Source organism: Streptomyces sp. NPDC005402 (assembly GCF_040606575.1).
Taxonomy (GTDB): domain Bacteria; phylum Actinomycetota; class Actinomycetes; order Streptomycetales; family Streptomycetaceae; genus Streptomyces.
On record NZ_JBEXFB010000032.1, the window covers coordinates 43,877 to 67,466 of the forward strand.

Annotated in this window: 24 protein-coding genes and 1 pseudogene; 12 read left to right on the forward strand and 13 right to left on the reverse strand. The window is 68.8% G+C overall.

Annotated features, from left to right (window positions below):
- Positions 1-244: 244 nt before the first annotated feature.
- Positions 245-922: a helix-turn-helix domain-containing protein gene (locus ABZT02_RS40205; protein WP_356027113.1), complete on the reverse strand. Its 678-nt coding sequence runs from the start codon at positions 920-922 to the stop codon at positions 245-247.
- An 85-nt stretch (positions 923-1,007) separates the two neighbouring features.
- Between ABZT02_RS40205 and ABZT02_RS40210 the strand changes: the two genes are divergently transcribed.
- Positions 1,008-1,448, forward strand: a complete 441-nt coding sequence (locus tag ABZT02_RS40210; RefSeq protein WP_356027050.1) for a DoxX family membrane protein — start codon at positions 1,008-1,010, stop codon at positions 1,446-1,448.
- Between the two features lie 622 nt (positions 1,449-2,070).
- Here ABZT02_RS40210 and ABZT02_RS40215 read toward each other — a convergent pair.
- Both ABZT02_RS40215 and ABZT02_RS40220 read right to left on the reverse strand, forming a co-directional pair.
- On the reverse strand, positions 2,071-2,541 hold the full coding sequence (locus ABZT02_RS40215) for an SPW repeat protein (RefSeq protein WP_356027116.1): 471 nt from the start codon (positions 2,539-2,541) through the stop codon (positions 2,071-2,073).
- A gap of 471 nt (positions 2,542-3,012) precedes the next feature.
- Positions 3,013-3,912 (reverse strand): LysR family transcriptional regulator, encoded by a 900-nt coding sequence (locus tag ABZT02_RS40220; protein WP_356027052.1) that lies wholly within the window; start codon positions 3,910-3,912, stop codon positions 3,013-3,015.
- Between the two features lie 100 nt (positions 3,913-4,012).
- Here ABZT02_RS40220 and ABZT02_RS40225 point away from each other — a divergent pair, with 100 nt between their 5' ends.
- From ABZT02_RS40225 to ABZT02_RS40245, 5 genes are all read left to right on the forward strand, one after another.
- Positions 4,013-5,020, forward strand: a complete 1,008-nt coding sequence (locus ABZT02_RS40225) for an NADP-dependent oxidoreductase (RefSeq protein WP_356027054.1) — start codon at positions 4,013-4,015, stop codon at positions 5,018-5,020.
- Between the two features lie 143 nt (positions 5,021-5,163).
- Entirely contained in the window at positions 5,164-6,213 is a 1,050-nt protein-coding gene (locus ABZT02_RS40230; RefSeq protein ID WP_356027056.1) for a sigma-70 family RNA polymerase sigma factor, read from the forward strand.
- 56 nt (positions 6,214-6,269) lie between these two features.
- Positions 6,270-6,863 carry a dihydrofolate reductase family protein gene (locus tag ABZT02_RS40235; RefSeq protein WP_356027059.1) on the forward strand — a complete coding sequence of 198 codons (594 nt, stop codon included), beginning with the start codon at positions 6,270-6,272 and terminating at the stop codon, positions 6,861-6,863.
- A 570-nt stretch (positions 6,864-7,433) separates the two neighbouring features.
- Complete coding sequence (locus ABZT02_RS40240) at positions 7,434-7,865, forward strand: NfeD family protein (protein ID WP_356027062.1); 432 nt, start codon at positions 7,434-7,436, stop codon at positions 7,863-7,865.
- A 4-nt stretch (positions 7,866-7,869) separates the two neighbouring features.
- The gene (locus tag ABZT02_RS40245) at positions 7,870-8,907 is read left to right on the forward strand and encodes an SPFH domain-containing protein (RefSeq protein WP_356027064.1); all 1,038 of its coding nucleotides are present in this window, start codon (positions 7,870-7,872) and stop codon (positions 8,905-8,907) included.
- Between the two features lie 174 nt (positions 8,908-9,081).
- Here the strand turns inward: ABZT02_RS40245 and ABZT02_RS40250 are convergent, their stop codons facing one another.
- Together ABZT02_RS40250 and ABZT02_RS40255 are read right to left on the reverse strand one after the other, a co-directional pair.
- Positions 9,082-9,993: a hypothetical protein gene (locus ABZT02_RS40250; protein WP_356027066.1), complete on the reverse strand. Its 912-nt coding sequence runs from the start codon at positions 9,991-9,993 to the stop codon at positions 9,082-9,084.
- 14 nt (positions 9,994-10,007) lie between these two features.
- Positions 10,008-10,220 carry a hypothetical protein gene (locus ABZT02_RS40255; protein ID WP_356027069.1) on the reverse strand — a complete coding sequence of 71 codons (213 nt, stop codon included), beginning with the start codon at positions 10,218-10,220 and terminating at the stop codon, positions 10,008-10,010.
- A 367-nt stretch (positions 10,221-10,587) separates the two neighbouring features.
- Here ABZT02_RS40255 and ABZT02_RS40260 point away from each other — a divergent pair, with 367 nt between their 5' ends.
- Positions 10,588-11,106 carry a GNAT family protein gene (locus ABZT02_RS40260; protein WP_356027071.1) on the forward strand — a complete coding sequence of 173 codons (519 nt, stop codon included), beginning with the start codon at positions 10,588-10,590 and terminating at the stop codon, positions 11,104-11,106.
- Positions 11,107-11,401: 295 nt separating this feature from the next.
- On the opposite strand, the gene ABZT02_RS40265 is transcribed toward ABZT02_RS40260, so the two are convergent.
- From ABZT02_RS40265 to ABZT02_RS40285, 5 genes are all read right to left on the reverse strand, one after another.
- Positions 11,402-12,889, reverse strand: coding sequence for an RICIN domain-containing protein (locus ABZT02_RS40265; protein ID WP_356027073.1), 1,488 nt, complete (start codon positions 12,887-12,889; stop codon positions 11,402-11,404).
- A gap of 306 nt (positions 12,890-13,195) precedes the next feature.
- Entirely contained in the window at positions 13,196-14,407 is a 1,212-nt protein-coding gene (locus ABZT02_RS40270) for an MFS transporter (protein WP_356027076.1), read from the reverse strand.
- A gap of 453 nt (positions 14,408-14,860) precedes the next feature.
- Complete coding sequence (gene infA, locus ABZT02_RS40275) at positions 14,861-15,085, reverse strand: translation initiation factor IF-1 (RefSeq protein ID WP_004936508.1); 225 nt, start codon at positions 15,083-15,085, stop codon at positions 14,861-14,863.
- On the reverse strand, positions 15,082-15,873 hold the full coding sequence (locus ABZT02_RS40280; protein ID WP_356027079.1) for a GNAT family N-acetyltransferase: 792 nt from the start codon (positions 15,871-15,873) through the stop codon (positions 15,082-15,084). The genes infA and ABZT02_RS40280 overlap by 4 nt, the downstream gene beginning before the upstream one ends.
- A gap of 532 nt (positions 15,874-16,405) precedes the next feature.
- Positions 16,406-17,380, reverse strand: a complete 975-nt coding sequence (locus ABZT02_RS40285) for a GlxA family transcriptional regulator (RefSeq protein WP_356027081.1) — start codon at positions 17,378-17,380, stop codon at positions 16,406-16,408.
- Positions 17,381-17,515: 135 nt separating this feature from the next.
- Between ABZT02_RS40285 and ABZT02_RS40290 the strand changes: the two genes are divergently transcribed.
- Positions 17,516-18,154, forward strand: a complete 639-nt coding sequence (locus ABZT02_RS40290) for an HD domain-containing protein (RefSeq protein ID WP_356027083.1) — start codon at positions 17,516-17,518, stop codon at positions 18,152-18,154.
- A 135-nt stretch (positions 18,155-18,289) separates the two neighbouring features.
- Positions 18,290-19,210 (forward strand): NADP-dependent oxidoreductase, encoded by a 921-nt coding sequence (locus tag ABZT02_RS40295; RefSeq protein ID WP_356027086.1) that lies wholly within the window; start codon positions 18,290-18,292, stop codon positions 19,208-19,210.
- Positions 19,211-19,465: 255 nt separating this feature from the next.
- On the opposite strand, the gene ABZT02_RS40300 is transcribed toward ABZT02_RS40295, so the two are convergent.
- Positions 19,466-20,131, reverse strand: a complete 666-nt coding sequence (locus tag ABZT02_RS40300) for a glyoxalase (protein ID WP_356027088.1) — start codon at positions 20,129-20,131, stop codon at positions 19,466-19,468.
- Positions 20,132-20,495: 364 nt separating this feature from the next.
- On the reverse strand, positions 20,496-20,681 hold the full coding sequence (locus ABZT02_RS40305; RefSeq protein WP_356027121.1) for a hypothetical protein: 186 nt from the start codon (positions 20,679-20,681) through the stop codon (positions 20,496-20,498).
- Here ABZT02_RS40305 and ABZT02_RS40310 point away from each other — a divergent pair.
- Positions 20,680-20,805, forward strand: a complete 126-nt coding sequence (locus ABZT02_RS40310; RefSeq protein WP_356027090.1) for a hypothetical protein — start codon at positions 20,680-20,682, stop codon at positions 20,803-20,805. The genes ABZT02_RS40305 and ABZT02_RS40310 overlap by 2 nt on opposite strands.
- Here the strand turns inward: ABZT02_RS40310 and ABZT02_RS40315 are convergent.
- Positions 20,802-21,281: a hypothetical protein gene (locus ABZT02_RS40315; RefSeq protein WP_356027093.1), complete on the reverse strand. Its 480-nt coding sequence runs from the start codon at positions 21,279-21,281 to the stop codon at positions 20,802-20,804. The two genes, ABZT02_RS40310 and ABZT02_RS40315, sit on opposite strands and share 4 nt — an antisense overlap.
- 330 nt (positions 21,282-21,611) lie before the next feature.
- Between ABZT02_RS40315 and ABZT02_RS40320 the strand changes: the two are divergent.
- Together ABZT02_RS40320 and ABZT02_RS40325 are read left to right on the forward strand one after the other, a co-directional pair.
- A pseudogene (locus ABZT02_RS40320) lies at positions 21,612-21,725 on the forward strand (IS5/IS1182 family transposase); the annotation flags it as partial.
- Between the two features lie 431 nt (positions 21,726-22,156).
- Positions 22,157-23,290 carry a LacI family DNA-binding transcriptional regulator gene (locus ABZT02_RS40325; RefSeq protein ID WP_356027095.1) on the forward strand — a complete coding sequence of 378 codons (1,134 nt, stop codon included), beginning with the start codon at positions 22,157-22,159 and terminating at the stop codon, positions 23,288-23,290.
- Positions 23,291-23,590 lie beyond the last annotated feature (300 nt).

Sequence of the window (23,590 nt, forward strand, 5' to 3'; positions counted from 1 at the left end):
GCTACAGCGTTCATGGGTCTCACCTCCTCGGGCGGTGTCACGGACAACCGCAAGTTATAAGGTCGATCATCCTCCGTCCAATTGTTTTGCAGCCACGTGTCCTCAGCAGTGGCGGTGACGTGTACTCGCTGCTCTGGCTGGCTCGCGGCGCGCTGACATCGGCCCCATTCCCCACACGTCCACGCCGCCCGGCACCAGTCCCGTCGCTGCCGTGCGACGAGCTGCGGCCATGCCGTCCCTGTGATCAGGCGACGGGCTCCAACCGGACACAGCACCGACCCGGGCTCGGCGACAGACAGGCCGCGTACCCGCACTCGCCCAGCCCCTGAAGGACGCCGCGCAGCAGATGCAGGTTCATGTTGCACACCGTATGCGTGTACTCACGGGCCAGGGCATGGAAGGGACAGTTGCCGAGCACGACGGCGCCTTCCTCGTGCCGCGGCTCGAACCCGTACCGCTCCAGCAGGTCGAAGAGACCTCCGCTGCCCGGCCCGCCCAACAGTGTGCCGAGCTCTTCGGCCTTCCGGTAGAGCACTTCCTGTACCGGCTCACCGGTTGCGGCGGACTCCTCGACGGACTGCGCAAGGAGGCGTCCGGCGAGCTCGTAGCGCCGGTCGGGCAGGCTGACCGCGATGTGCTTCGCCGACCGCCGGTACAGCTTGGCCGGGCGGCCGGCCCCCGGACCCGCCCGCCCGCTGCGCCGCTCGTAGACCACGTCGAGCAGGGATTCATCGGCGAGGCGGTCGAGGTGGAACGCCGCGGTCTGCCGCGCGAGACCGAGCGCGGCGGCTGCCTCGTCCCGGCTGACAGGGAGCGGCTGGCGCACCACATGGTCGTACAGCCTCCGGCGCGTCGGCTCGTCCAGGGCGGCGATGGCGGAGACGTCGGCGTCGCGTACTTCCTTCGGGTCGTCCACGAACACCAGTGTAAAACCAACAGCCATTGACTAAAGAAGAGCCCGGAGCTTCTATAGGTAATGAGAGTTGTCGATAGAAGGAGAGGTCGTCATGTCCTCCGCAACCACAAGCCCCACGTCCGCCGCCGCCCGGGATCGGCGTGCGCTGCTCGCCGATCCCGGCTATCAGGCGTTCGCGATCCTGCGCACCGCGTTCACGGTGGCGCCCATCCTGTTCGGGCTGGACAAGTTCACCAACCTGCTCGTGGACTGGCCCGCCTACCTCGCGCCCTGGATCAACGACCTGGTTCCCGGCAGTGCCCAGGCCGCCATGTACGCCGTGGGCGCGATCGAAATCGTGGCCGGCATCGCCGTGGCCCTCGCTCCCCGCTTCGGAGCCTGGCTGGTGGCCGGCTGGCTGGCCGGCATCATCGTCAACCTTCTGACCATCCCCGACTACTACGACATCGCCCTGCGCGACTTCGGCCTCCTCCTCGCGGCCGTCGCCCTCGCCCGCCTCGCCGAGCGCTACCACGGCAAGCGGCAGCACTGAACCGGCGGCCCATGCTGACGACTCCGGCGGGCCGGTCCTCACGGGGCCGCCCGCCATGTCCCGTAGGCGAAGTCTGGGCAGGGTGGCTCGCAGGGGCCGGGAATCATGAGTGGTGGAGGCGGGCGGGGCGATCCGCATCCTGTGACGGGACTTCGCTGCCACCCAGCGCGGCACAGCGTTCGGTTCTGCGTGGATCATCCGCCGCCGTCGCCTCGCCAAGAGGACTACTCGCAAGAGGACCACTTCATCGCCGGGGAGACCGGGCAACGCCCGTCGAAAGCCGGCGACGGGGGCGCGCTCGACGTACGGGCGCATTCTGCCGGAGCGGAGATCCCACGTGAGCGGGACTCCGAGGCGCAGGACGGGAGGAGGCGCGAGCGCGTAGGGCCGGGTCGCCGCGTGGCCTGAACGGAACGAACCGAAGCATGGGCCTGGCGTTGTCCGGGATGCGAGCCGGTACGTCTCTGGGCGCGCACAGAAAAACGGCTGTCTCGTGAATGATCCTGGGTCCTGGGCGTCTCCCAGCGGCCATCCGTGAAGCCTGCGAGGCATCACGGATGGCCCAGTGTCGGCCCGGCTGTCCTGCGGCCTACGACGCACGTCCCTAGACGGTGGGAGACGATCACATGCGCGACGCCGCGCGGTCGCCGGACGACTGATCCACCGGGCGGGCGGCTGCGGCGGCCATGAGGCCCAGCAGGAGCCCGATCACGCCAACGATGATGTTGTTGACGATGGTCCTGGTGGTGCTGACATCGCCTGCCACAACCCAGGGTGCGACGATCGTCCACGCGCTGAGCGCGCAGGCGGCCCATGCCATGCTGTGCGACCGCTCGTATGCCCGGCCGAAGCCACCGCTCATGATCACGGCGTACGCGATGCCGACGATCAGGTTGTTGACCGCCAGGGTGGAGAACCCGTTGAACCCCACGATCCACGGTGAGGCCGCGAGGTAGAGGCCGGTGATCAGGCCCATGGCCTCGACGGCCTGTGCCCTGGGAGTGGTCGCGACACGCTCGGCCATCTCGTGGCGATTGCGCATGTCGAGGATGTCGGGATGTGTTGCCATGTCCGGCCTGGGCTGCGTTGTCATTTCGGCACCTCCCATTTGCCCGAGATATGTATTACATAAAGGCGAGTACCCCTCGGGGGCGTAGTACTCGTCTCTGCGCTGCCGGAGTCCGAGACACTTCACCGGCGACTGCGTATGGCGACTGACATGAGCGCCTGAACGCAACAAGGGTGATCGGCACCCGCCCGCGCGTCGGGCTCATGAGGATGGTTCAGGAAGTAGCGCGACCCGACGGCGGGCCCGCCGCGCCCGCCGGACCCGCGGACCGTACGGTCTCGCCGGGGTGACCGGGCAGTGTGCCGGCGAGCCGTTCCGGACGGCGAACGCGGTGGTGTCATCGGCAACCGCGAGTTCCACCACTGCCCGGCACCGGCTGTTCCACGTGTGCGTCATTCTGCGATCGTGCGGGGGACCGTCGTCCCGGGTGTTGCGGAGAAAACAGACGGATGAGTCCCGAAAGCAGGACCTCGGGCACTGGTGGCCCGCTGCTCGTCAGATGGCGGAGCCGGTGGCCCGCAGCTCCCGCACCAGAGCGCGTACGACGGCCGAGCCGGCGAGCTCCGGGGTGGTCACATAGCCGACACGGCGCGTCGGGCGCTCCGGACCGAGATCGGTGATCTCGATCGAGCCCGGTGCTCCGACCAGGGAGAGCGCGGGCATGATCGCCATCCCGTGCCCCCCGCTCACGAGCGAGAGCACGGCTCCGTCGTCCTCGGCCTCGATCGTGGCCCTCGGGATCCAGTCCTGCGCGCCCCACCAGGCGCGGGTGTACGAGCCGCAGTTCTCGACCCAGTCGACCAGCGGCAGCGAGCGCGGAGCCGGGTGTCCGGCCGGATGCACCAGGGAGTAGCTCTCTTCGAAAAGTGCGCCCGAAACCAGCCCCGTCGGCAGCTGCGCTCCGTCCAAGGTGGCAATGGCGATATCGGACCGCCCGTCGGCCACCTCGCCCGCCGTACCGCGCCCGAGCTCGCGGACGATCCGCACCTGCGGCTCGATCCCGGGATACCGCGCGCGCAGCCGCTGCAGAACCGGCGGCAGCAGGTGCAGCGCGGTGCTGCGGAAGGCCGCGATCCGCAGCGGGCCCTCCGGCCCCTGCGTCATCTCGGATCGGGCGGCTCCCCGCGCCTCGGCGACGAGCACGTCCAGCAGCCGCAGGATACGGCGCGCATGCGCCACGGCCTTCTCCCCTGCCGGAGTGGGTCTGGCACCGCTGCGGCCGCGTTCGAACAGAACGGCGCCGATCTTGCGCTCGCTGCCGCGTACCGAGTGGGAGACCGCGGACTGGGTCAGGCCGAGCGCCTCGGCCCCGGCCGAGAAGCCGCCGGCGTCCGCGACCGCCACCAGGATGCGCAGTTCGTGCGGAGCGAGATCGGTGTCGGTCGTGCGGCGCACAGGGTGCTCACCTCAGGGTATGAGAACTGTTCATGGAACGGGGGATCACATGAGCCCAACTGCCTGCCCGAGGGCTCCATTCCCGTCCTACGGTCCCGTCATGACCGAGAGCGCGATCACCGTCCAGCAGACCGCCCGCCCCCACCGCTTCCCCACCACCAAGGATTTCGTCTTCGTCGAGTCCGCGATTCCCGAACCTGCGGTCGGCACCGCGCTCGTGGAGAACCTCTACTGGTCCGTCGACCCGTACCACCGCGAGATGATGGACGACGTGCCCGGCGGCTTCGCGCTCCACACACCGCTGGAGGGCCGGACTCTCGGGCGCGTCGTCGCCTCACGGACACCGGAGCTGACCGAGGGCGGGGTCGTGTTCCACCGGCAGGGCTGGCGCACGCACTCCGTGGTCCGCCCCGAGGAGATCCGCAGACTGCCCCGCTTCGACGGGGTTCCCCTGACGGCCTACCTGAGCGTCCTCGGCGGCACCGGACTGACCGCCTATGTGGGCCTCACCCGCATCGCCCGGCTCCGCGAGGGCGACGACCTGTTCGTCTCCGCCGCAGCCGGCGGCGTCGGCACCGCCACCGGCCGGTTCGCCCGGCTGTTGGGCGCCGGCCGACTCGTGGGCAGCGCGGGCTCGGCGGCCAAGGTCGACCACCTGACCCGGGAGGTGGGCTACGACGCGGCGTTCGACTACCACGACGGTCTCGCCGCTGAACTGCTCGCCAAGGCTGCACCAGACGGCATCGACGTCTTCGTCGACAACGTCGGCGGCGAACAACTGGCCGCCGCGGTGGGCGCACTGCGCGAGTTCGGGCGCATCGTCCGCATCGGCACCATCAGCCGCTACAACAGCCCGGACGCGCCGCCGCCGCACTTCAACTACTCGGACATTGTCGAGAAGAGCCTCCGCATGGAGGGCTTCCTGGTCAGCAATTACGGCGACCTGCAGGACGAGCTGTACGAGTTCGCGGTACCCCATCTGCAGAGCGGCCGACTAGCGCTGGACCAGACGGTGGTGGACGGGTTCGAGCACATCGTGGACGCATTCCTGGGCATGCTGCACGGCGAGAGCACCGGAAAGATCATCGTGCGGGACCACCACGCGTAGGCATGGTCCGTCCGCCACGCCCCGCTCGGCCGGCGCGCGGCTGTCCGTCCTTCAGCCGCTCGGCCATGTGCGGGCCCTTCCGCCTCCTGACGACGGTCGCCTCATCCTCCTGACAAGGGGGGCGGCCAGGGGCGAAGTCGTACATGGCCAGCCGTTGCTCGACGCTGCCGTGCCGAGCTCCTACGCGCGGGACCGTCTACACGTCGCAGAGGTGCGGGAGAACGCGAGCTGCCCCGGTGCGCCATGATGGGCCCGTGGATTTCGAGCCGTACCGGGGTGAGCTGGTGGCGTACTGCTACCGGATGCTGGGCTCGTACCACGAGGCCGAGGACCTGGTGCAGGAGACGATGCTGCGCGCCTGGAAGGCCCGGGACCGGTACGACCCCGCGCGCGCCTCCGTGCGGACCTGGCTGTACCGGATCGCGACCAACGTGAGCCTGACCGCGTTGGAAGGGCGCGCGCGGCGGCCGTTGCCGTCGGGGCTGGGTGCGCCGAGTGACGATCCCGGGAAGCCGCTCACTCCGGCTATGGACATCCCCTGGCTGCAGCCGTTCCCCGACGCGCGGTTGGATGTGGAAGTACGGGCCGACATGCGGCTCGCGCTGGTGGCGGCGATGCAGGTTCTGCCGCCGCGGCAGCGTGCCGTGCTGGTGCTGCGCGAAGTGCTGGAGTTCACCGCTGCCGAGGTCGCCGACCAGTTGGGGACCACGACCGCGGCCGTGAACAGCGCGCTTCAGCGTGCTCGTGCCGCCCTCGCCGAGGTGGGGGGCGTGGAGGAGGTCACGGAGCCGGACGACCCCGACGTACGGGCAGTGCTTCAGCGGTATGTGCGGGCGTTCGAGGCGGCCGACGTCCCCGCGCTCGTGCAGCTGCTCACGGATGAGGCGGTCCTGGAGATGCCGCCGGTGCCGCTGTGGTTCCGGGGCAGCCGCGATTACGGCCTGTTCATGGACCGGGTGTTCGCGATGCGTGGGACGGGCTGGGGTATGAGGCACCTGACAGCCAACGGGCAGCCCGCGCTCGCCGCGTACGCGCCGGAGTCCGACGGCTCGCGTCGGCTGCACACGCTGCAGGTCTTCACGGTCACCGGCGGCCTGGTCGCGCACAACGTGGTGTTCGCCGATCCGCACGTTTTCGAGGCGTTCGACCTGCCCCGGCAGATTTCTTCGGACGAGTTTCGCCAGCCGCGATGAGTGGAGCCGGTGCCGCCGGTACGTACCGGTGAGCATCGATCGAAGGGACACCCATCGTGAGCGTCATCGTCATTGAGTTCGTCACCCTGGACGGGATCGTGTCCGACCCGGCCGGATCCGGAGGAACGCCGACCGGGGGCTGGGCGTTCCGGTACGGCCCCGAGGCGGTCGCCGGGGACAAGTTCCGGCTCGGCAGCACGCTCGACGACGGGGTCATGCTGTTGGGGCGTACGACGTGGCAGTTGTTCTCGCGCATCTGGCCGGGACGAGACGACCCGTTCGCTGCGCGGATGAACGCCGCGACCAAGCTGGTCGTCTCCCGTTCGTTGACTGACACATCAGCCTGGGCGAACTCCCGGATCATCGACGGCGACCTCGTCGACGTCGTCAAGCGCGAGGAACGCGATGTGATCATCACCGGCAGCCTGAGCGTCGTACGGACCCTGATGGCCGAGGAACTCATCGATGAATACCGGCTGTTGACCTTCCCGACGGTCCTCGGCTCCGGCCGACGGCTCTTTCCCGACGGCGTCCCGCAGACCGATCTGGAGTGCCTGTCGGCCGAGCGGGCCGGCGCCGCCCTCCTCGTGCGGTACCGGCGGGCGGCGGCGCCGACTGCCGAGGCTGCGCCAGTACAGATTCAGCCATGAGGGTTGCGGCCGTACCCGGTGCAGCAGATGCGAGTTCTTCGCGTGCACGTGCCCACCCTCGCTGCCGGGCGTGACGTCTCTTCCCGCTCGCTGAGATCTGCGCACGGACCGGCAGGCGTTTCACATGCGTGGGGGAGCGCCTTCGACAGACTGCATGCCGGGGCTCGGACGCGCTGCCGGCCGACGGCGGCTACGGTCACGACAGGTACCGCCGCTTGGCCTGGCAGCACGGGATCCGCCCGGTGACCGCGAGGCGGGGTGAGGGCGAACAACGCGACGACATCCGCGAAGCGCTCCTCGGACTCGTCAGCTGCCTGATCACCCACAGCCACGTCCAACGGTTTCGTTCACACCCCAGCCGGCCAGCCCTGAGAAGTTCGAAGATCTTCGCCTATGGGTAAAATTGCTGTAAAGAGATGAAATAGCTGGCTCGGAGGCGAAAAAGGCGTCCGTGCGCCTTCGATCGTTCGGCAGGCGCTCCTCTCCCGGGGGTATCCGGCTGTCCCGAATCAGGGTGCAATGGTGGGAGTCAGGCTCTTCCGCGCCCACACCGGTCAGAAGAGGCACGCAATGGATCCATGGCTGATCTGGTTGATCGTCGCAGCCGTGTTGGCTGCTGCGGAAATCTTCACCCTTACTGCTGCGCTCGGAATGCTGAGTGCGGCCGCGTTGGTCACGGCGGGGTCCGCCGCAGTCGGGCTGTCCGTGCCGTTGCAGTTCTTGGTGTTCACCGTCATCGCTGCGGTCACCGTGCTCTTCGTTCGTCCCATTGCGCTCCGCCACGTTCTCCGGCCCCAAGCGGAGAAGTTCGGCGTGGACGCACTGGTCGGCAAGGCTGCCTATGTGCTCTCAGAGGTGACTGGCCTGAGTGGCAGAGTCCGCATCGACGGTGAGGAGTGGACGGCCCGCGCCTACGACGAGACGCTGGTGATTCCTCCCGGAAAGACCGTCGACGTCATGGAGATCAGCGGAGCCACCGCGATCGTCTACCCACGGGACTGAAAACATGGAAACCTCGGCGTTCCTCATTGCCGGTCTCATCGTCGCGCTGATCGCGGTTTTCACCGTGATGCGGGCGGTCCGTATCGTTCCCCAGGCACGTGCTCGTAACGTCGAGCGGCTAGGCCGATACCACCGGACCCTGAGTCCCGGCCTCAGTCTCGTGATCCCTTTCATCGACCGCGTTCACCCTGTGATCGATCTGCGGGAACAGGTCGTTTCCTTCAAACCGCAGCCCGTCATCACCGAGGACAATCTGGTCGTCGAGATCGACACGGTTCTGTACTTCCAGGTCACCGACCCGCGAGCGGCGTTCTACGAGATCGCGAATTTCCTGCAGGCCGTGGAACAGCTGACCGTCACCACCTTGCGAAACGTCGTGGGGTCCATGGACCTGGAAAAGACGCTCACCTCACGGGACACCATCAACAGCCAACTGCGTGGTGTGCTGGACGAGGCCACCGGCAAGTGGGGGCTGAGGGTCAACCGGGTGGAGATCAAGGCCATCGATCCTCCGCAGTCCATCAAGGACGCGATGCAGAAGCAGATGCGGGCCGAGCGGGACAAGCGGGCCGCGATTCTCGGGGCCGAGGGGCAGCGCCAGTCGCAGATCCTCACAGCCGAAGGCGACAAGCAGGCGGCCGTTCTGCGCGCGGAGGGCAACCGCACCGCCGCGATCCTCCAGGCCGAGGGACAGTCCCGGGCCATCGACGAGGTCTTCCAGGCCGTACATCGCAACGACCCCGACCCCAAGCTGCTCGCCTACCAGTACCTCCAGACGCTGCCCCAACTCGCCCAAGGCTCCGGCAACAACTTCTGGGTGATCCCCAGCGAGATCACCTCCGCACTCCAGGGCGTCTCTCGCGCCTTCACCGAAGTGCTGCCCCAGTCGCCTGCCACCCGCGAGAAACCATCGGACGACATGGCTGCCCAGGCGGCAAACGACAAGGCCCAGGCGGAAGAAGCCGCTGCCGCGGCCCTCGCCGACGCCGCCAAGGCCGAGAGCACCCGCCCCGATGCCCTCCCGTCCCACCCGCCTCGCTGACGACGGGCGGCGTCTCTGCCGACAGGCCGTGGAACACTCCAGACGGCGTGTCATGCCCGCACGCACCGCACGCACTCCACGCACCGCACGCACCGTTCGCACCGGCTCGTCGTCGCTCTTGGATCCGACGCTCGTTTCACCACCTTGGCACTACATCGGTGTCAGGCTTCCCACCTACTTGCTGCCTGCGGTCAGGCGCTTCACCGCCTGCGCGGCCTCGCGCGCTTCCTGCCGAGCCCGTGCGAGTGCATCAGTGGCCGCGCGGCTGCGTTCCTCGGCCTCCTGTTGTTCTCGGTCGGCGCGTTGGAGTTCCTGCCGTGCCTGCTGCAGTTGCTGCTCGGCGGTGGACACCTGCTGGCGGGCCTCGTCGTGCCGGTCGCGTGCCCGCTGCCATGCCGCCTCAGCATCGGTCTCCTCGGTACGCGCGTCCTGCAATCGTTGCGCGGTCTCTTCGGCTACTGCCCGGGCGTGATCGAGCCGCTCCTTGCTCAGGCGGCGCCGATCGGCGAGTTCGTCCTTCGCCTGCGTCCGCGCCGACGGCCGCGGAGCCGTCTCCCGACGAGGCTTGCGCGCGGCGCCGGTCGGCGGGGCAGTGCCGGGAAAGTCCGACGGCGGGGTGAGAGCGCCCTCCAGGCGGCCGCCGGCCCACCGGTCGGCTGCATCCGGATCGGTGAGCACGGCGCGCAGAGTGGACTCGACATCCTGCCGGGCCGAGTCCGACAGCCGGTGCCCGGCCTCCTGAGCAAGCTGCGCCGCCTGCCGGGACAAGGCAGCCACGATGCGCCGACGCTGCTCGGACAGCTCGCTGATCCCGGCGGCGTCCAGGGTGCGGTATGCCTCGCGCAGCGCCTGCCCCAGCTCCAGGAACTGCCCGCTCTCCTGCGGCCGGGAGCGCAGCAGAAGGTTCGCTGCCCACGCCGCCAGGGTGGGGCGGCGGGCTGCATGGATCCGGCGGGCGTCGTCCGCGTGGCCGGCTGCCTTGGCCGCGACGGCCAGCTCCTCACGGCGGGCGACGAAGTCGGCTGGAGGTGTGGTGTAGAGATCGTCCAGAACCTCTTCCACATCGCGTTCCGCGCCGTCCCGCACCCCCTTGCGCCTACTCAGGGGGCCCACGCCTCTGGCTCGCCTTCGTGCCGCTCGATCAGCCTCGATTCGACGACATCCCGTTCGGGCCGGCCGATCAGCCTGGCGTTCTGGAGGCGCAGGGGCAGGCCGTGGGGGCTGTACGCCGTGCCGAAGCCTTTGTCGTTGATGCGCACCAGGCAGCCGCCGGTCTCAGGGGGCGGGTGGACGATCGCTCGGCGTGCGGACACGGCACCAGCCTCGCCCGCGACGGGTGATCCCGCATCTCGGCCAGGCGCTGTTCCAGAAGGCCATCAGAGGCCTGCGTCGGTCGTGGCCACCGACGTGATGCCGTTCTGCGGCCTGAAGGCGGATCCGTACTGCCGGTGCGGCCAGACTGTCGCCTCATGACCGGCTGTGAGTGCGCACGCCGAGCGGAACAGAGGCGCGGAGCGCGCAGCGGCGAGCCCCATGCGTTCCTCTTCGCGCCGCGCTCCATCCAGGTTCCTTTGCGTCGTCCACAGTCGGGATGCGCGCAAATGGCGCTGTGCAAGGTGGAGTTGGCGAGTTTTTGTGGGTGTGTCGGACGCTATGGAGTCGCGTCGTAGGGTGGCCCGCATGAGCATCGACGATGTCGCGCTGCGGCCAGTGGCCGAGGACGATCTGCCGGTCATCGAACGGTTCCTCACCGACCCGGAGACCGCCGCGCCCTTCCAGTGGTTCGGCTGGTGGGACACCGGGCGGTGGCGGCGCCGGTGGGCGGAGAACGGGCTGCTCGGCGACGACGGCGGGCATCTGATGGTGGTGAGCGGCACGGAGCGGCTGGGGTTCGTCGCGTGGCGGAAGGTCAGGCCGACGCCGACCAGCTCGTACTGGAACATGGGCATCGCCCTGCTGACAGAGGCACGCGGACGTGGCGTCGGGACCGAGGCGCAACGGCAGTTGGTCCGCTACCTCCTCGCGCACACGACGGTGGTGCGGATCGAGGCGGACACCGAGGTGGAGAACGTCGCCGAGCAACGGGCCCTGGAGAAGGCCGGGTTCACCCGCGAAGGCGTCCTTCGCAGCGTCGCCTTCCGTGACGGGCAGTGGCGTGACGGCGTGCGCTACAGCATCCTGCGCGGCGACCTGGTCTGAGTGCGCGCTCAAGGGCCGCCACGACCTCCGGGCGGTTCGCGCAGCGACGTCGTCCGTACGCGACGACGACCGCCTCGGCACGAGTCGGCAGGATGCAGGATGCCTGGCGCGGACGCTCGCGAACGCGAGCATCAGTACCGCAGGCTGCTTCGCCGCGAGTGACGCGATGGCCGGTCACCGCCGACCGCCGCTGGCCGAGTCACTGTCGATCGACCGGCACAGGGCGGCCCGGAGCACTGCGGCCCCGGACCTGCCCCGGACTGACGGCCCTCAGGCCGACCGGCATTGTGACGGGTCAGGAAAGACTCCACTGCTGGTTGGTCGCGCCGGTGCCCGTCTCTTGGTCCACCGCCGCCCCCTGGGTGGTGGAGCCTGCGACACCGACGTGAAGGTCGCTGCCCACTCCGGCGAGCATGTACGTGTTGCCGGTGTAGCTGCCGACCAGGTCGAGGAACCACTGCTGGTTGGTTCCGCCGTTGCAGGTCCACTGCTGCAACTGCGTGCCGGTGGTGGTCGACTGGTTCGGTACGTCCAGGCACAGGCCGCTCTTCACGCTCTTGAGCGTGTAGACGTTGTCCGCCATCCTCGTCAGGGTCCACTGCTGGTTGGTGCCACCGTTGGACGCCCACTGGATGATCTTGGCGCCGTTCGCCGTGGAGCCGCTCGACACGTCGATCAGCATGGAGCTGTTGATGTTCTTCAGGGTGTGGACGCCCTCCGACGGTATCCCGCTGCCGGCGGTCCAGGTTCCGGCCGCGGCGTCGAGGGACCAGGTGGGGTACTGGCCGAGGTTCACCGTCGTACCCCTGATGGTCAGCGGCAGCCAGATCAGCTTCGACGCGCCCAGGTCGGAGGTGTCCCAGCGGTCGCCGGCGTAGATGTAGGTGGTGCCGGCAGAGCCCTGGACGGTGATGACGTTCGCCGTCTGGCTGCCGTAGGTGTGGGTGCCGGGGGCGGCGAAGTTCCGGAACGCCGACCAGGGGCCGCTCAGTGAGGTGGCGGTGGCGTAGATGTTGTCGTTCAGGCTCCAGCCCGTCAGATGGGAGCCGAAGACGTAGTACGTGCCGTCCTTCTTGATCATGGCCGGTGCCTCGACGCTGCCGCTGCCGCTGCTGCCGAGCACGGCCACCGCGCTGTCGACGGACAGGTAGTCGGCGGACAGTTTGTCGATGCGCAGGCCGTTGTTGCGGTCCTCGCTCAGCAGGTACGCGGTGCCGTCGGTGTCCTGGAACAGGCCGAGGTCACGGCTGAGGTTGCCCAGCGGCCGGAAGCTGCCGCGGTAGGTGTAGGGGCCGCACGGGGTGCTGCTGGTGGCGACACCGACCTTGGCCTCGGAGTAGTTGGTGCTGTCGATGTGCATGTACATCACGTACGTGCTGGTCGACGCGTTGTAGATGACCTTCGGCCGCTCCACCACCCGGCTCGGGCCCAGGTCCCCGGCGGCTTGCTTGCTCAACGCCTGACCCCGGTAGGTCCAGTTGGCGAGGTCGGTCGAGGAGTAGCAGGTGATGTCCTGGAAGGACGTGTCGGCCGAGGTCTCGCCGGTCTTGTCCTCGCCGAAGCCGTACCAGGTGTCACCGACCTTGATGATGCCGAGGCCGTGCAACTGCAGGGTGTTGCCGTTCTGGTCGGTGCGTGCGGCGCCCGTGGTGAACGACACGGGGGCGGCGTGCGCTTCGGTCGCCGGAAGCAGGAGGGCGGCCACACCGCCGATCAGTGTCAGAAGGGCGGTGGCGGCTCTGCGCCATCGGCCGGTCGGCCGATGAGGTGTTCCCTTGGGCATGCGTTTGCCTCTCCGATCCGAGCAGGCGGGTCCCTGCCGCCTGGCGGGGATCAATGAGAGGGGCAGCGAGCCCATGGCGTCAATGACTTCGATCGATTTTGTTTGTTCTTGACTGTCGTCCTCTCTGTCCGATATTTCGGCCATCCGTCCTGCATGGATGAAGGGTTGAACTTTCGTGCGCTGAGGCGCTACAACTTCGCCATAGTGGGAATCTGTGACTTGGTGGTCGAGTGTGTTCGAAACCCTCTTGCCGTAGCGAGAGGGCCGCTGTGTCCGTCCCGGCGTGCGCGCACCGCGACCGCCTCCTCACCCCGGTCCGGTGGGGCTCTCGGTGGAACGTGCGGCCACTGCCACGACCATGAGAACCGCGGTGCAACCGCCCACCAGCATGACCGCAGTGGGAGAAGTGCGGTCCAGGACGAGTCCTCCAACGAGTGCGCCGCAAGAGATTGTTGCCTGGAAGGAAGCGGTGAACAGGACCGACGCCGCTTCCGGGGCGTGCGGCGCCGCCTTGGAGAACCAGGTCTGCGACGCGACCGGTACGGCGCCGTACGCGACGCCCCACACGAGCAGCAGGATCACCGCGCCCGTCTCCCCTCGGCCCAGCGCCGGAAGCAGCAGGGTCACCGCGGCGATCAGGCCGCCCGCGAGTCCGAAGACGATCCGCGGATGTCGGGCCACCCAGGCGCCGCCCAGGAAGTTGCCCACGATGCCGGCGGCGCCGTAGAGCAGCAAGAAGGTTGTGATCAGACCGTCGCCCGCGTGGGTGACCTGTTTGAGGAACGGCGTGACGTACGTGTAGGTCCCGAAGTGCGCCAGCACAACGAGAGACGTCAGCAGGAGTGCGAAGCGGGTACTGGAAGTGCGGAGCATGCCGCCGAGGACGCTCAGCCGGGTGGCCTGGACCGGAGGAAGCGGTGGCACGAACAAGAGCAGCATGATCAGTACACCGACCGTCAGAACTCCCATGACCGTGAAGGCTGTTCGCCAACCGGCGAGATCTCCGACGAGGGTGCCGGTCGGTACGCCGAGGACGGATCCCAGGGGGACGGCGGAGAAGATCACAGCAGTCGCCCTGGGGACCGAGGTAGGCGGCACCAGTCGTTCCGCCAGCCCCGCCCCGATCGACCAGAAGCCGCCGATCGTCACGCCGACCATGATCCGGGAGGCCAGTACGAGCCAGTACTCGGGTGCCACCGCTGCAAGGAAGTTCGCGAGTGCCAGCAGGAGCATGAAGGCGCAGAGCATCAGCCGGCGATCGAAGCGTGCGGTGACCGCGGTGACCAGCGGGGCGGCAATCGCGGCCAGGAAGCCTGGCATGGTCATCATCAGGCCGGCCGTCCCGTCTGAGACGGCGAAGCTGGAACCGATCGAGGTGAGCAGACCGATCGGCAGGATCTCGGTGGTGACGATGGCGAAGATTCCCAGCATCACCGAGACCACGGCCGGCCATCCCCACAGCGGGGACCGGGAGGACGAGACTTGGCCGTCGACTGAAGCGGTGGTGCTTGCCGGCATGGTGTTCCCTCCTGTGAAGACCAGCGCGTTTCGCGATCAGTCCAACAGGTCCCGTGGAGAGGTGGCTGGCCGGTCTGCGACAGCACCCTTGCCTGCACGTGTGTTGTCGCATTCCCGCCGACAACGGCCCACGCAATGCAGACGCCTTGATACGGCGTTCACGGCAGACGGCAGACGGCAGACGGCAGACGGCAGACGGCAGACGGTAGCGGCGAACGGTGGGCGGCAGGCCGGACGTTGCGGACAGGTCATCCCGCACGCCGGCACCTCTTCCTCCGGAGGGTTGGGGGAGGAGGTGCCGGTTCAGGTGCGACCGTGTGGCTCCTGGCCTGGTGGCTGCACCTTCACTGATGCGATTCCCTGAGGGCAGGGGCCCCGGTCACACACACGCCGTGGCACAGGCGCCGTGACCGGGGCCCCGAGATCAGTTGCCGGGAAAGGCGCCGACCGCCGCTAGTTCCGGTAACGGAACACGATCCGCCCGCGCGTCAGGTCGTATGGCGGGAGCTCCACCAGCACCCGGTCTTCCAACATGATCTTGATGTAGTGCTTGCGGATCTTCCCGCTGATGTGCGCGAGGACCTGGTGGCCGTTCTCGAGCTCCACGGTGAACATGGCGCTGCGCAGGCACTCGACGACCTTGCCCTCGACCTCGATGACGTTCTTGTTCTTCGTCATCGCACCAGCTCCAGGTTGCTGCTCATCGGGCGGGCCCCGATGCCCTCGAACAGCGCCGAGGCGGCATGGTTGGACTCCTGGACTTCCGTCCAGGCCGCGGCGTGCCCGGAGCGGTGCAACGTCCCCAGCGCGTGGGCGAGCAGCGCCCGTGCGATGCCGCGGCGCTGCTCGCCGGCCCGGACCGCGACCAGTCCGATGCGCGGCCGGATCACCGTCACGACCCGGATCAGCCCCAGGTAGCGGTCGGGTGCCGCGGCCACCGCGTACTTCGACGGGTCGACGATGGTGTCGCCCTCGGGACGGGGCATCACCTCCGCGGGCATCGACTGCCACCCGACGGTCGCCTCGACCTCGTCACGGATGGCGCGGTCCACCGCCCGCAGCAGACTCTCGTCGGCCCGACCGGCGGGAACGATCGTCACGCCCGAGGGCAGCGGGACCGCGTCGAGCCCTGTGACCTGTGGGTCGGTCGGTACGACGTACTCCCACTCGCGGCGCCGGATCATGAAACCGGCCCGCCGCCAGGCAGCCGCCAGTTCGACGTCGGCTTCGTCGACCACCGTGTACAGCGGCGCCGGCAGTTCCGCCAGCATCGCTTCGGCAAGCCGGTCGAAGGCAAGGTCGTGCCAGGCGTCGATGCTGACGTACAAGCGCCCGTCGGGCCGGTGCTGCGCATGCCCTCGGCCGACCACCAGGTCGTCGTCCAGCGCATGCCATTGCCTGTCCGCGACGCGCGTGATCATCACCGCGTTCTCGCCCAGGCCGGATGTGAAAGGCTTTGTGTTCATCGGAGTCTCCCTCCAGGAGTGCCTCGATCTCAGGCGCTCCTGGCGACACCGAACGTCAGCCGCCGGACCGTGACGGGTTGAGGGAGCACCCACGGGTAACTGTGTTCACGGGGCTCACCTCCATACGACGACTTCACGGTCCGACAGGAAAGTAGCAGCGGGGCGTCACCCGGCTCAAACTCTTTTCGCAGGGCCTCGGATGGCAGTGCCAGAGTGTCCCGTCAGAGGGCGCTGAGTTGCGTCAGGGGCAGGTGCTGACGTTCCGTCAGGCGATCGCTGACCGGAACGCCCGCACGCCCTCTCTTCGAAGGTCGTGACATCGATGCCCGGCGGCGACCTCAGGACCGGTGCCCATATCCCACGTCTGTCCCGCCCGGCGCCTTACGTGAGCGACTCCCGCTGGTCGGCACCGACTCGTGCATCGGGATGCAGGGGATCGACGGGGAACGAGTTCCGACGGGCAGCGTCGGCGCGGCGGCTATGCGTGCGGGACGGTTGGGGCGCCGGTGGCGCCGGGCCGGTCGTCGGGTGGCTATTCGGCCGGCTCACGGCGGGCGGTGGCGAATCGGCGCTGGTAGGCGGCGGGGCTGATGGACAACTCCCTTCCGAAGACGCGTCGCAGGCTCTCGTAACTCGGGAAGCCGGCCATGGCTGCCGCCTGCGTGGCGGTGTGCCCCTGGTCGAGCAGTGACTTCGCGATGTCGAAGCGGATCGACTCGACGTACCGGGTGGGCGTGGTGCCCAATTCCTCGCGGAACAGCCTGGTGAGGTGGCGCGTACTGACGTTGAGTCGTCCGGCGAGTCGGGCCAGGGAGTAGTCGTCGGCGGGATCCGCGGTGACCAGGTCGACGATCCTGCGCAGGGCGGGGGAGCGGGGTGGTGAGCCTTGCAGGGGTGCGGAGAACTGTGATTGGCCGCCCGCTCGCTGCAGGTAGACCACCAGGGAGCGGGCCACCTCCCGGCTGATGTCGGGGCCGTGGTCCTCCTCGACGAGAGCGAGGGCGAGGTCGATGCCCGCGGTGACGCCTGCCGATGTGTACATCGTGCCGTCGCGTACATAGATGGCGTCCGGCTCGACGTGGGCCTTCGGGTGCCGGCTAGCGAGCTCCCCGGCGATTTTCCAGTGGGTGGTCGCTCGTCTGCCGTCCAAGAGGCCCGTCGCTCCGAGGACGAAGGCACCGGAGCACACGGAGGCGACCCGGCCGGCCCGGGCTGCCAGGTTTCCGGTCGCTTCGGCCAGGTCGCGCGTGACCGGGGTCCTGGGGTAGATGTCCCCGCCCGGCACCAGGAGCGTGTCGGGATCCGCCTGCGGGGCGGCACTGCCGTCGACGGCGATCCGCATGCCGATCGAGGAGGTGACGTCGGCGCCCGTCGTCGAAAGCAGGGTGATCCGGTAGTCGGCGCCGAGCAGGTTCGCCTCCCCGAACACCTCGGCCGGGCCGACGACGTCCAGCATCTTGACCCCGTCGTAGACGAGGATCGCCACCTGGTGCGGGACGGAGCTCACGGGCCCACCCTGGGATGACCGGATTCGAGTGGTTCATGGCCGGACCGAGGCGGCGCCGAGGGCCGCGTCGTCGGCACTGTGGACATCGGACGCGCGGTCCACTCGTGGCACATCGCATCGGAAAGCGCGGACATCATGACCGACATCATCGCAGGGGTGGAAATTCCCGGGACCTCGGCTGTCGCGGAGGCCACGGAGTTTCTTCGGGAGAGGACGAATCCCCTGATCTTCCACCACTCCCGGCGTGTTTTCCTCTTCGCTTCCCTCCACGCGCGGACCAGGGATCTGCGGCCCGATCCCGAGTTGCTCTACATCTCGGCGATGTTCCATGACGTGGGCCTTTTGATCCCCTTCCGCGACGCACAGCAGCGCTTCGAGCTGGACGGCGCCGACCACGCGCAGAGGTTCCTGCTGGAACGCGGGTTCTCCCAAAACGCCGCCGAGGTGGTCTGGAGGGCGATCGCCCTGCACACGACACCGGGGATTCCGGGCCGGATGGACCCTGAGGTTGCCGCCACGAACTACGGCGTCCTGACCGACGCGGTCGGCTGGGGCCTGGACGGGCTGGAACGTCACCAGATGGACGAGATCATCGCCGCTCATCCGCGCGACGATTTCAAGAAGGAATTCCTGCAGGCATTCGTCGACGGTCTCAAAGATCGTCCGGACACCACCTACGGGACCGTCAATGCGGATGTGCTGGAACACTTCGTTCCCGGTTTTCGCCGTACATCCATGGTGGAGCGCGTACTCGATGCTCCCTGGCCACAGTGACCGGCAAAAGCCCGCCCTGCCGGATGCGATCAGATGTGTTCTCGCCCGTCCGGATCTCCAAGAGGTGTGGACCGACCACCTTCTCCAAGCGGCGTCCGGATCCATCTCTCACCCCGCACCATGAAAGGAATACTCGTGCGAGCCATTACTGTCCGGGATCGTGAGGCCGGGGTCAGGGGGCTGACCCTTGAGGAGCTTCCCCCTCCCCACGCCGCCGAGAACGACGTCATCCTGCGCGTGCACGCCGCGGGCTTCACCCGAGGCGAGCTCGACTGGCCCGCAACGTGGACCGACCGCGCCGGCCGTGACCGTACCCCGAGCGTGCCCGGCCACGAGGTCTCGGGGGTGGTGACGGAACTCGGATACGGAACGACCGGCCTCACGGTCGGCCAACGGGTCTTCGGACTGGCCGACTGGACCCGCGACGGCTCACTCGCGGAATACGTCGCCGTGGAAGCCCGTAACCTCGCCCCGCTCCCCGCCGACATCGACCACACGGTGGCCGCCGCACTGCCGATCTCCGGACTGACCGCCTGGCAGGGCCTGTTCGACCACGCCCGCCTCACCACCGGCCAGACCGTCCTGATCCACGGTGCCGCCGGCGGCGTCGGCTCGATCGCGGTCCAGCTCGCTCACGAAGCGGGCGCGCGCGTGGTCGGCACGGGCCGCTCCGCCGACCGGGACACCGTTCTCGAGCTGGGCGCGCACGAGTTCCTCGACCTGGAAGCCGACCGTTGGGAGGACACGGGCCAGGTCGACGTCGTGTTCGACGTCATCGGTGGCGACGTCCTCGACCGCTCGGCCGCCCTCGTGCGACCCGGCGGCACACTCGTCAGCATCGCTCACCAGCCCGCGGTGCGCCCCGCCGACGGTCGAGCTGTCTTCTTCGTGGTCGAACCCGACCGCGCACGCCTCGCCGATCTCGCCCGGCGTCTACGGGACGGACGGCTGCGGGTGCGCGTCGGCGCGGTGCGACCGCTTTCAGAGGCAGCCGACGCCTTCGCCTCACGGCAGCGCGTCCCGGGCCGCACGATCATTCGCGTCGCTGAGGACTGAGGACTGAGGACTGAGGACTGAGGACTGAGGACGCAGGGCGGCAGGGACTGGCGTATACGGGCATCCCGTACCGGAGCCTGGGCACGACGTCGGGAGCGGCGGTTCCGATGCCGCCTCCTTCTCCACCCGGGACGAACCACGCCGCGCCGCCGTCATGTGCTGTGCTCGCCCGCGTGCTCCTTCATCGCAGTCCGCTCCCCGGTGGTGAATCTCGTCCGAGGCGAGACAGGTGGTGCGGGAGTACGGGAACGGAAGTCAGGACTGCGTGGGGGCGGACGGCGCGGTGACCTCCCAGGCGAATCCGTCCGGGTCGGTGAAGGCGTCGGCGGTGCTGCCGAGGACGATGCGGTGCGAGCCGGTGCCGTCGGCGGGGACGCCGAGGTCCTTGGCCAGTGCGCTGCGCTTGTACAGCGCCAGTTTGACGGGGCTGGACTGGCCGGGGGCGAACTCGGCGTACTTGCCGCCGAAGCTCTTGGCCACGGTCAGGCCCCGGCCCACGTAGAACTGTTTGGTGGCCTTCACGTCCTCGACACCGAGGAGCAGGACGAACTCGTCGATCTGGCGGGTGGCGGGGCCGGTGTCCTTCTTCGCTGACGTCGCGATCTTCCAGATCGTCCCGTCCGGGGCCTGGACGACGCCGCCGTACCCCCACAACGACTTCGCCGCGGGCTTCAGTAGCACGGCACCGGCGCTCACGGCTGCGGCGACGAAACCGTCGACCGTGGCCGGCCCGGACACCGTGAGTGCCAGTGTGAAGCCGCGAAAGCCAGTGGAGGGCGCCTCGGACGCCCGCAGGCGTATGTACGTGTCCACGCCGAAGGCGCCGTAGAAGCGCCGGGCGGCGTTGAGGTCGGCCACCTCAAGTGTGACGGACGCGAGGATCGTGTGGGCTGCGGTGGAAGTGGTGGTTGCCATGGCCATCACGCTAGGGGCTGGACGGCGGCCGGGGCTTCTCGATTCCTGACCGGTCTCGGTCGCGGCATTGCTTGATCTCGCACGCGGGCCGCTCCGTCCGGCCACCCCGTCCTGCCCGCCCCGGGCTGCTGTTACGCGGCGTGCGCGACGATCTGACACCCGCCTGGCCAAGCTCGGTCAGCACGCGCAATCAGGAGTCTGCGGGGAGGGGAAGCGGCCGGAGCAGGTGGCCTTGCCGCTGCGCATGCGGCCCTCGACGCGGGCGTGTGCGCGATGGCGGAACTCCAGGTGCTGCGAGGCGCGTCCTCGCGGTAGGGGGTGTCGGGGAGGATGACCTGGTGGCGCATGCCTTCGTCCAGGTCGAACAGCGTCACTGGGCATCGGGGTGCGGGCGTTCGCGCCGGACGATGATCCGGGTGCCGTCCAGGTATCCGGTGGGGTCGGTCATGCCGGTCAGTTCGGCGACTTGAGTGCGCTGGCGCAAGGTGCCGTCCTGCTCGGGTGCGGGATGTCGGACCTGCTCGGGCAGGGCGCGGATCGCTTGGCGGACCGGCATGGTGACGGCGTATGGCCGCCGAGGCCAGGGCAGGACACCCGCAGTCCGCGCGGGCGGACGCGACCTTGCCGGCCTGGTCCTGGACCTCGACGCCACCCTGATCACCTGCACCGCGCGGGCCTAAAGGGCGTCCCACACCTTGAACCAGCCGATGTTGTCGTTCGCTCGGGCACCCACGTTCGGCGTGCCGAACCCGTAGTAATAGACGGCGCTTTGGCCGTCGTTGAGGACGGCCTGCTGGCCGTCGCAGCTGTTGTAGGTGATGAACGAGGAGATCGAGTAGCGCCACAGGCCGGTGCTCAGGACGTAGCCGTCCGCGTCGCAGGGGCCGTAGTCCCCGTATACGTCGGTGCTGCCGCCGCCGTACTCGGCGTGCTCGTACCAGGTCATGAGCAGGGTCCGGCCGCTGCGGTTGACCGCCGCCGTCCCGGTGTCGGAACAGGTCCGGCTCTTCACTCGGGAGGCCTTCTCGCCCGGCTTCACCGGCTCCACGACGACGGTGCAGTACTTGCCTTCCGGGCGGGTGTCCGCCGCCCGCGCCGACGAGGCGGTCTCCGTCGGCGCGGCGACCGACGGGGTGGCCATGGCCGTCGTGAGCATGGACGCGGCAACCAGTCCGAGTGCGAACGACGTTCGACGGGTTCTGAGCGGATTCATGTCTCTCCCGTTGGTGTGTGGCCTGGAACCATTGCTCCTGCGACACCCCATGCTCAGCGGCACGCTTCAGCCCACGCAACGCGTTTCGGGCACGGTCGAACACTCCTGGTCATCCCATACACCAACAGACCATGCCGCCCACCGACCTACTTGTCCCGCTGGGCCAGGGAGGCGTGCCGAAGTTGAACGAGCCCACATGGGCCGCCTGGATCACCGGGCCGTGCTGCACGCCGCCGGTGATCGTGTTGTGGACGGGCGCGATCTGTTGGTCGACCGGGCGCCGGACTGGTCATCCCGCACCGTCGCGATCGCGGCCAGACCGAGCTCCCGGCCTGGAAAGAAGACCCCAACAGCTCCCACAAGCAGATCCGAGCCTGGGTCGAGCACTGCCCGCAGCGCGAGCGTGCCGCCGGCGCGCTCATCCCGTGGCCGATACCGGCCCGGCTTCTCGCAGGCGGACAGCCTGTCGCGAGCCGTCGCCTTCGCGGGTCCGGTCCGGGTCCGGCTCAGGGTCCGCGGGTCCGTGTGTCCGCAAGATCGGCGTGCGACCCGCGCCCCCTGTCTACGCAGTCAGGGCCGCCCCGTCAAGGCCTGCAGCGCACTCGGAGATCCCACTCGCACCAAGCTCCGGGCCGACTCCCGTACAAGGTTACGAATCTGTTTCGGACGCTTGACGGGCGACCTATGACTGCGTAGACATGTCAGCGCAGTCAGGCGAGCGTCAGGCGGACGCCGGACGAGCGCAGACGAGCGCGATCAAGACATGCGCAGTCACGACGAACACCGGCCGTCACTGGTCACGATCATCTGGAGACACCATGAGGCGAGGCGCAGGGCGGGGCGGCAGTTCCGGCGCACCACGCAGTGTGGATGTGGCCCAGTTGGCGGGTGTCTCCCAGAAGACCGTGTCCCGGGTGTACAACGACGAGCCCTACGTCTCCGCCGAGGTGCGCCGACGCGTCCTGGAGGCCGGTGAGGAACTCGGTTACCGGCTGAACAACGCCGCCCGGGCACTGGCCTCCGGGCGTACGCGGTCCATCGGCGTGGTGACGCTGGGGACCGCCCTGTACGGACCCGCCTCACTCATCATGGGAGTCGAACGGGCCGTGCGGGACACGGGATACGCGCTCCGTGTGGTCAACACCCTGGAAGACGACCCTACGGGCGTCACCGGCGCCGTCGACTCACTCCTGGAGCAGGGCGTCGACGGCATCATCATCTCCGAGCCGATCGACGACGGGCACGGCGACGACCTCTCCGCCCGTGTCGACGTACCGGTCCTCGTCCTCGGGGCGCCACCCCTGTCCATGCCCAGGACGCTGGCCGCGGGCGTCGGCGCCGATCTGATGGCGCGTACGGCGACCGAGCATCTGCTGGAACTGGGGCACGAGACCGTCCACCACCTCGCGGGTCCGCAGCAGTGGTACGCCGCCCGGGACCGGCTGGAGGGCTGGCGGTCCGCGCTCGACGCGCACGGCAGGGCGACTCCCCGTGTCGCCGAGGGCGACTGGTCGGCCGCGAGCGGCTACACGGCGGGCCGCGAGCTGGCCCGCGACGACGACATGACCGCGGTGTTCGCCGCCAACGACGACATGGCGATCGGCCTCATCCGCGCGCTGGCGGAAGCCGGCCGACGGGTGCCGGAGGACGTCAGCGTCGTGGGCTTCGACGACATTCCCGTCGCCGCCTATGTGACTCCCCCTCTCACCACCATGCGCCAGCCCTTCGACACCGTGGCGCAGGAGGGGCTCAAACGTCTCGTGCACTCCATCGAGAACCCGGACGCGCCACCCCTGTCGGCCGGAGAACCACCGGTCGACCTCGTGGTCCGCGCTTCGACCGGGCCCCCGCCGACCCGGATGACCCCGGGCCGAGATCGGGCCCTGGCCTTCTCTGCCAGTGAGGGCCGCCCCGGCCCACCCGGCGACGGAGGTGCATCCACGTACAACTGATCAGCACCGACCCGTCCGAGGAACAGCATTCCTTGCCGGACAGACCATCGTGAGGCGAGCCGCCGTACCCTTCCCCGGCCGTGCCCTCGCCCCCTCGGACAGCTCGTCGTACCGAAGACGCGCCCCGTCCTTCCCACAAGTCGGGCAGCCACCGAGCGACCCGGCTGCGAGCTCTCCGCTCCACCCGTAACCCTCCCGTCCACGGGCCTTTCCTCTGAAGAAGGAACTCCCGCCGGGCGGCGTCCGCGAAGACGTGCATCCGTGCCAGCCGACCCCCGTGTCCTGGCCGTCGCGTCCGAG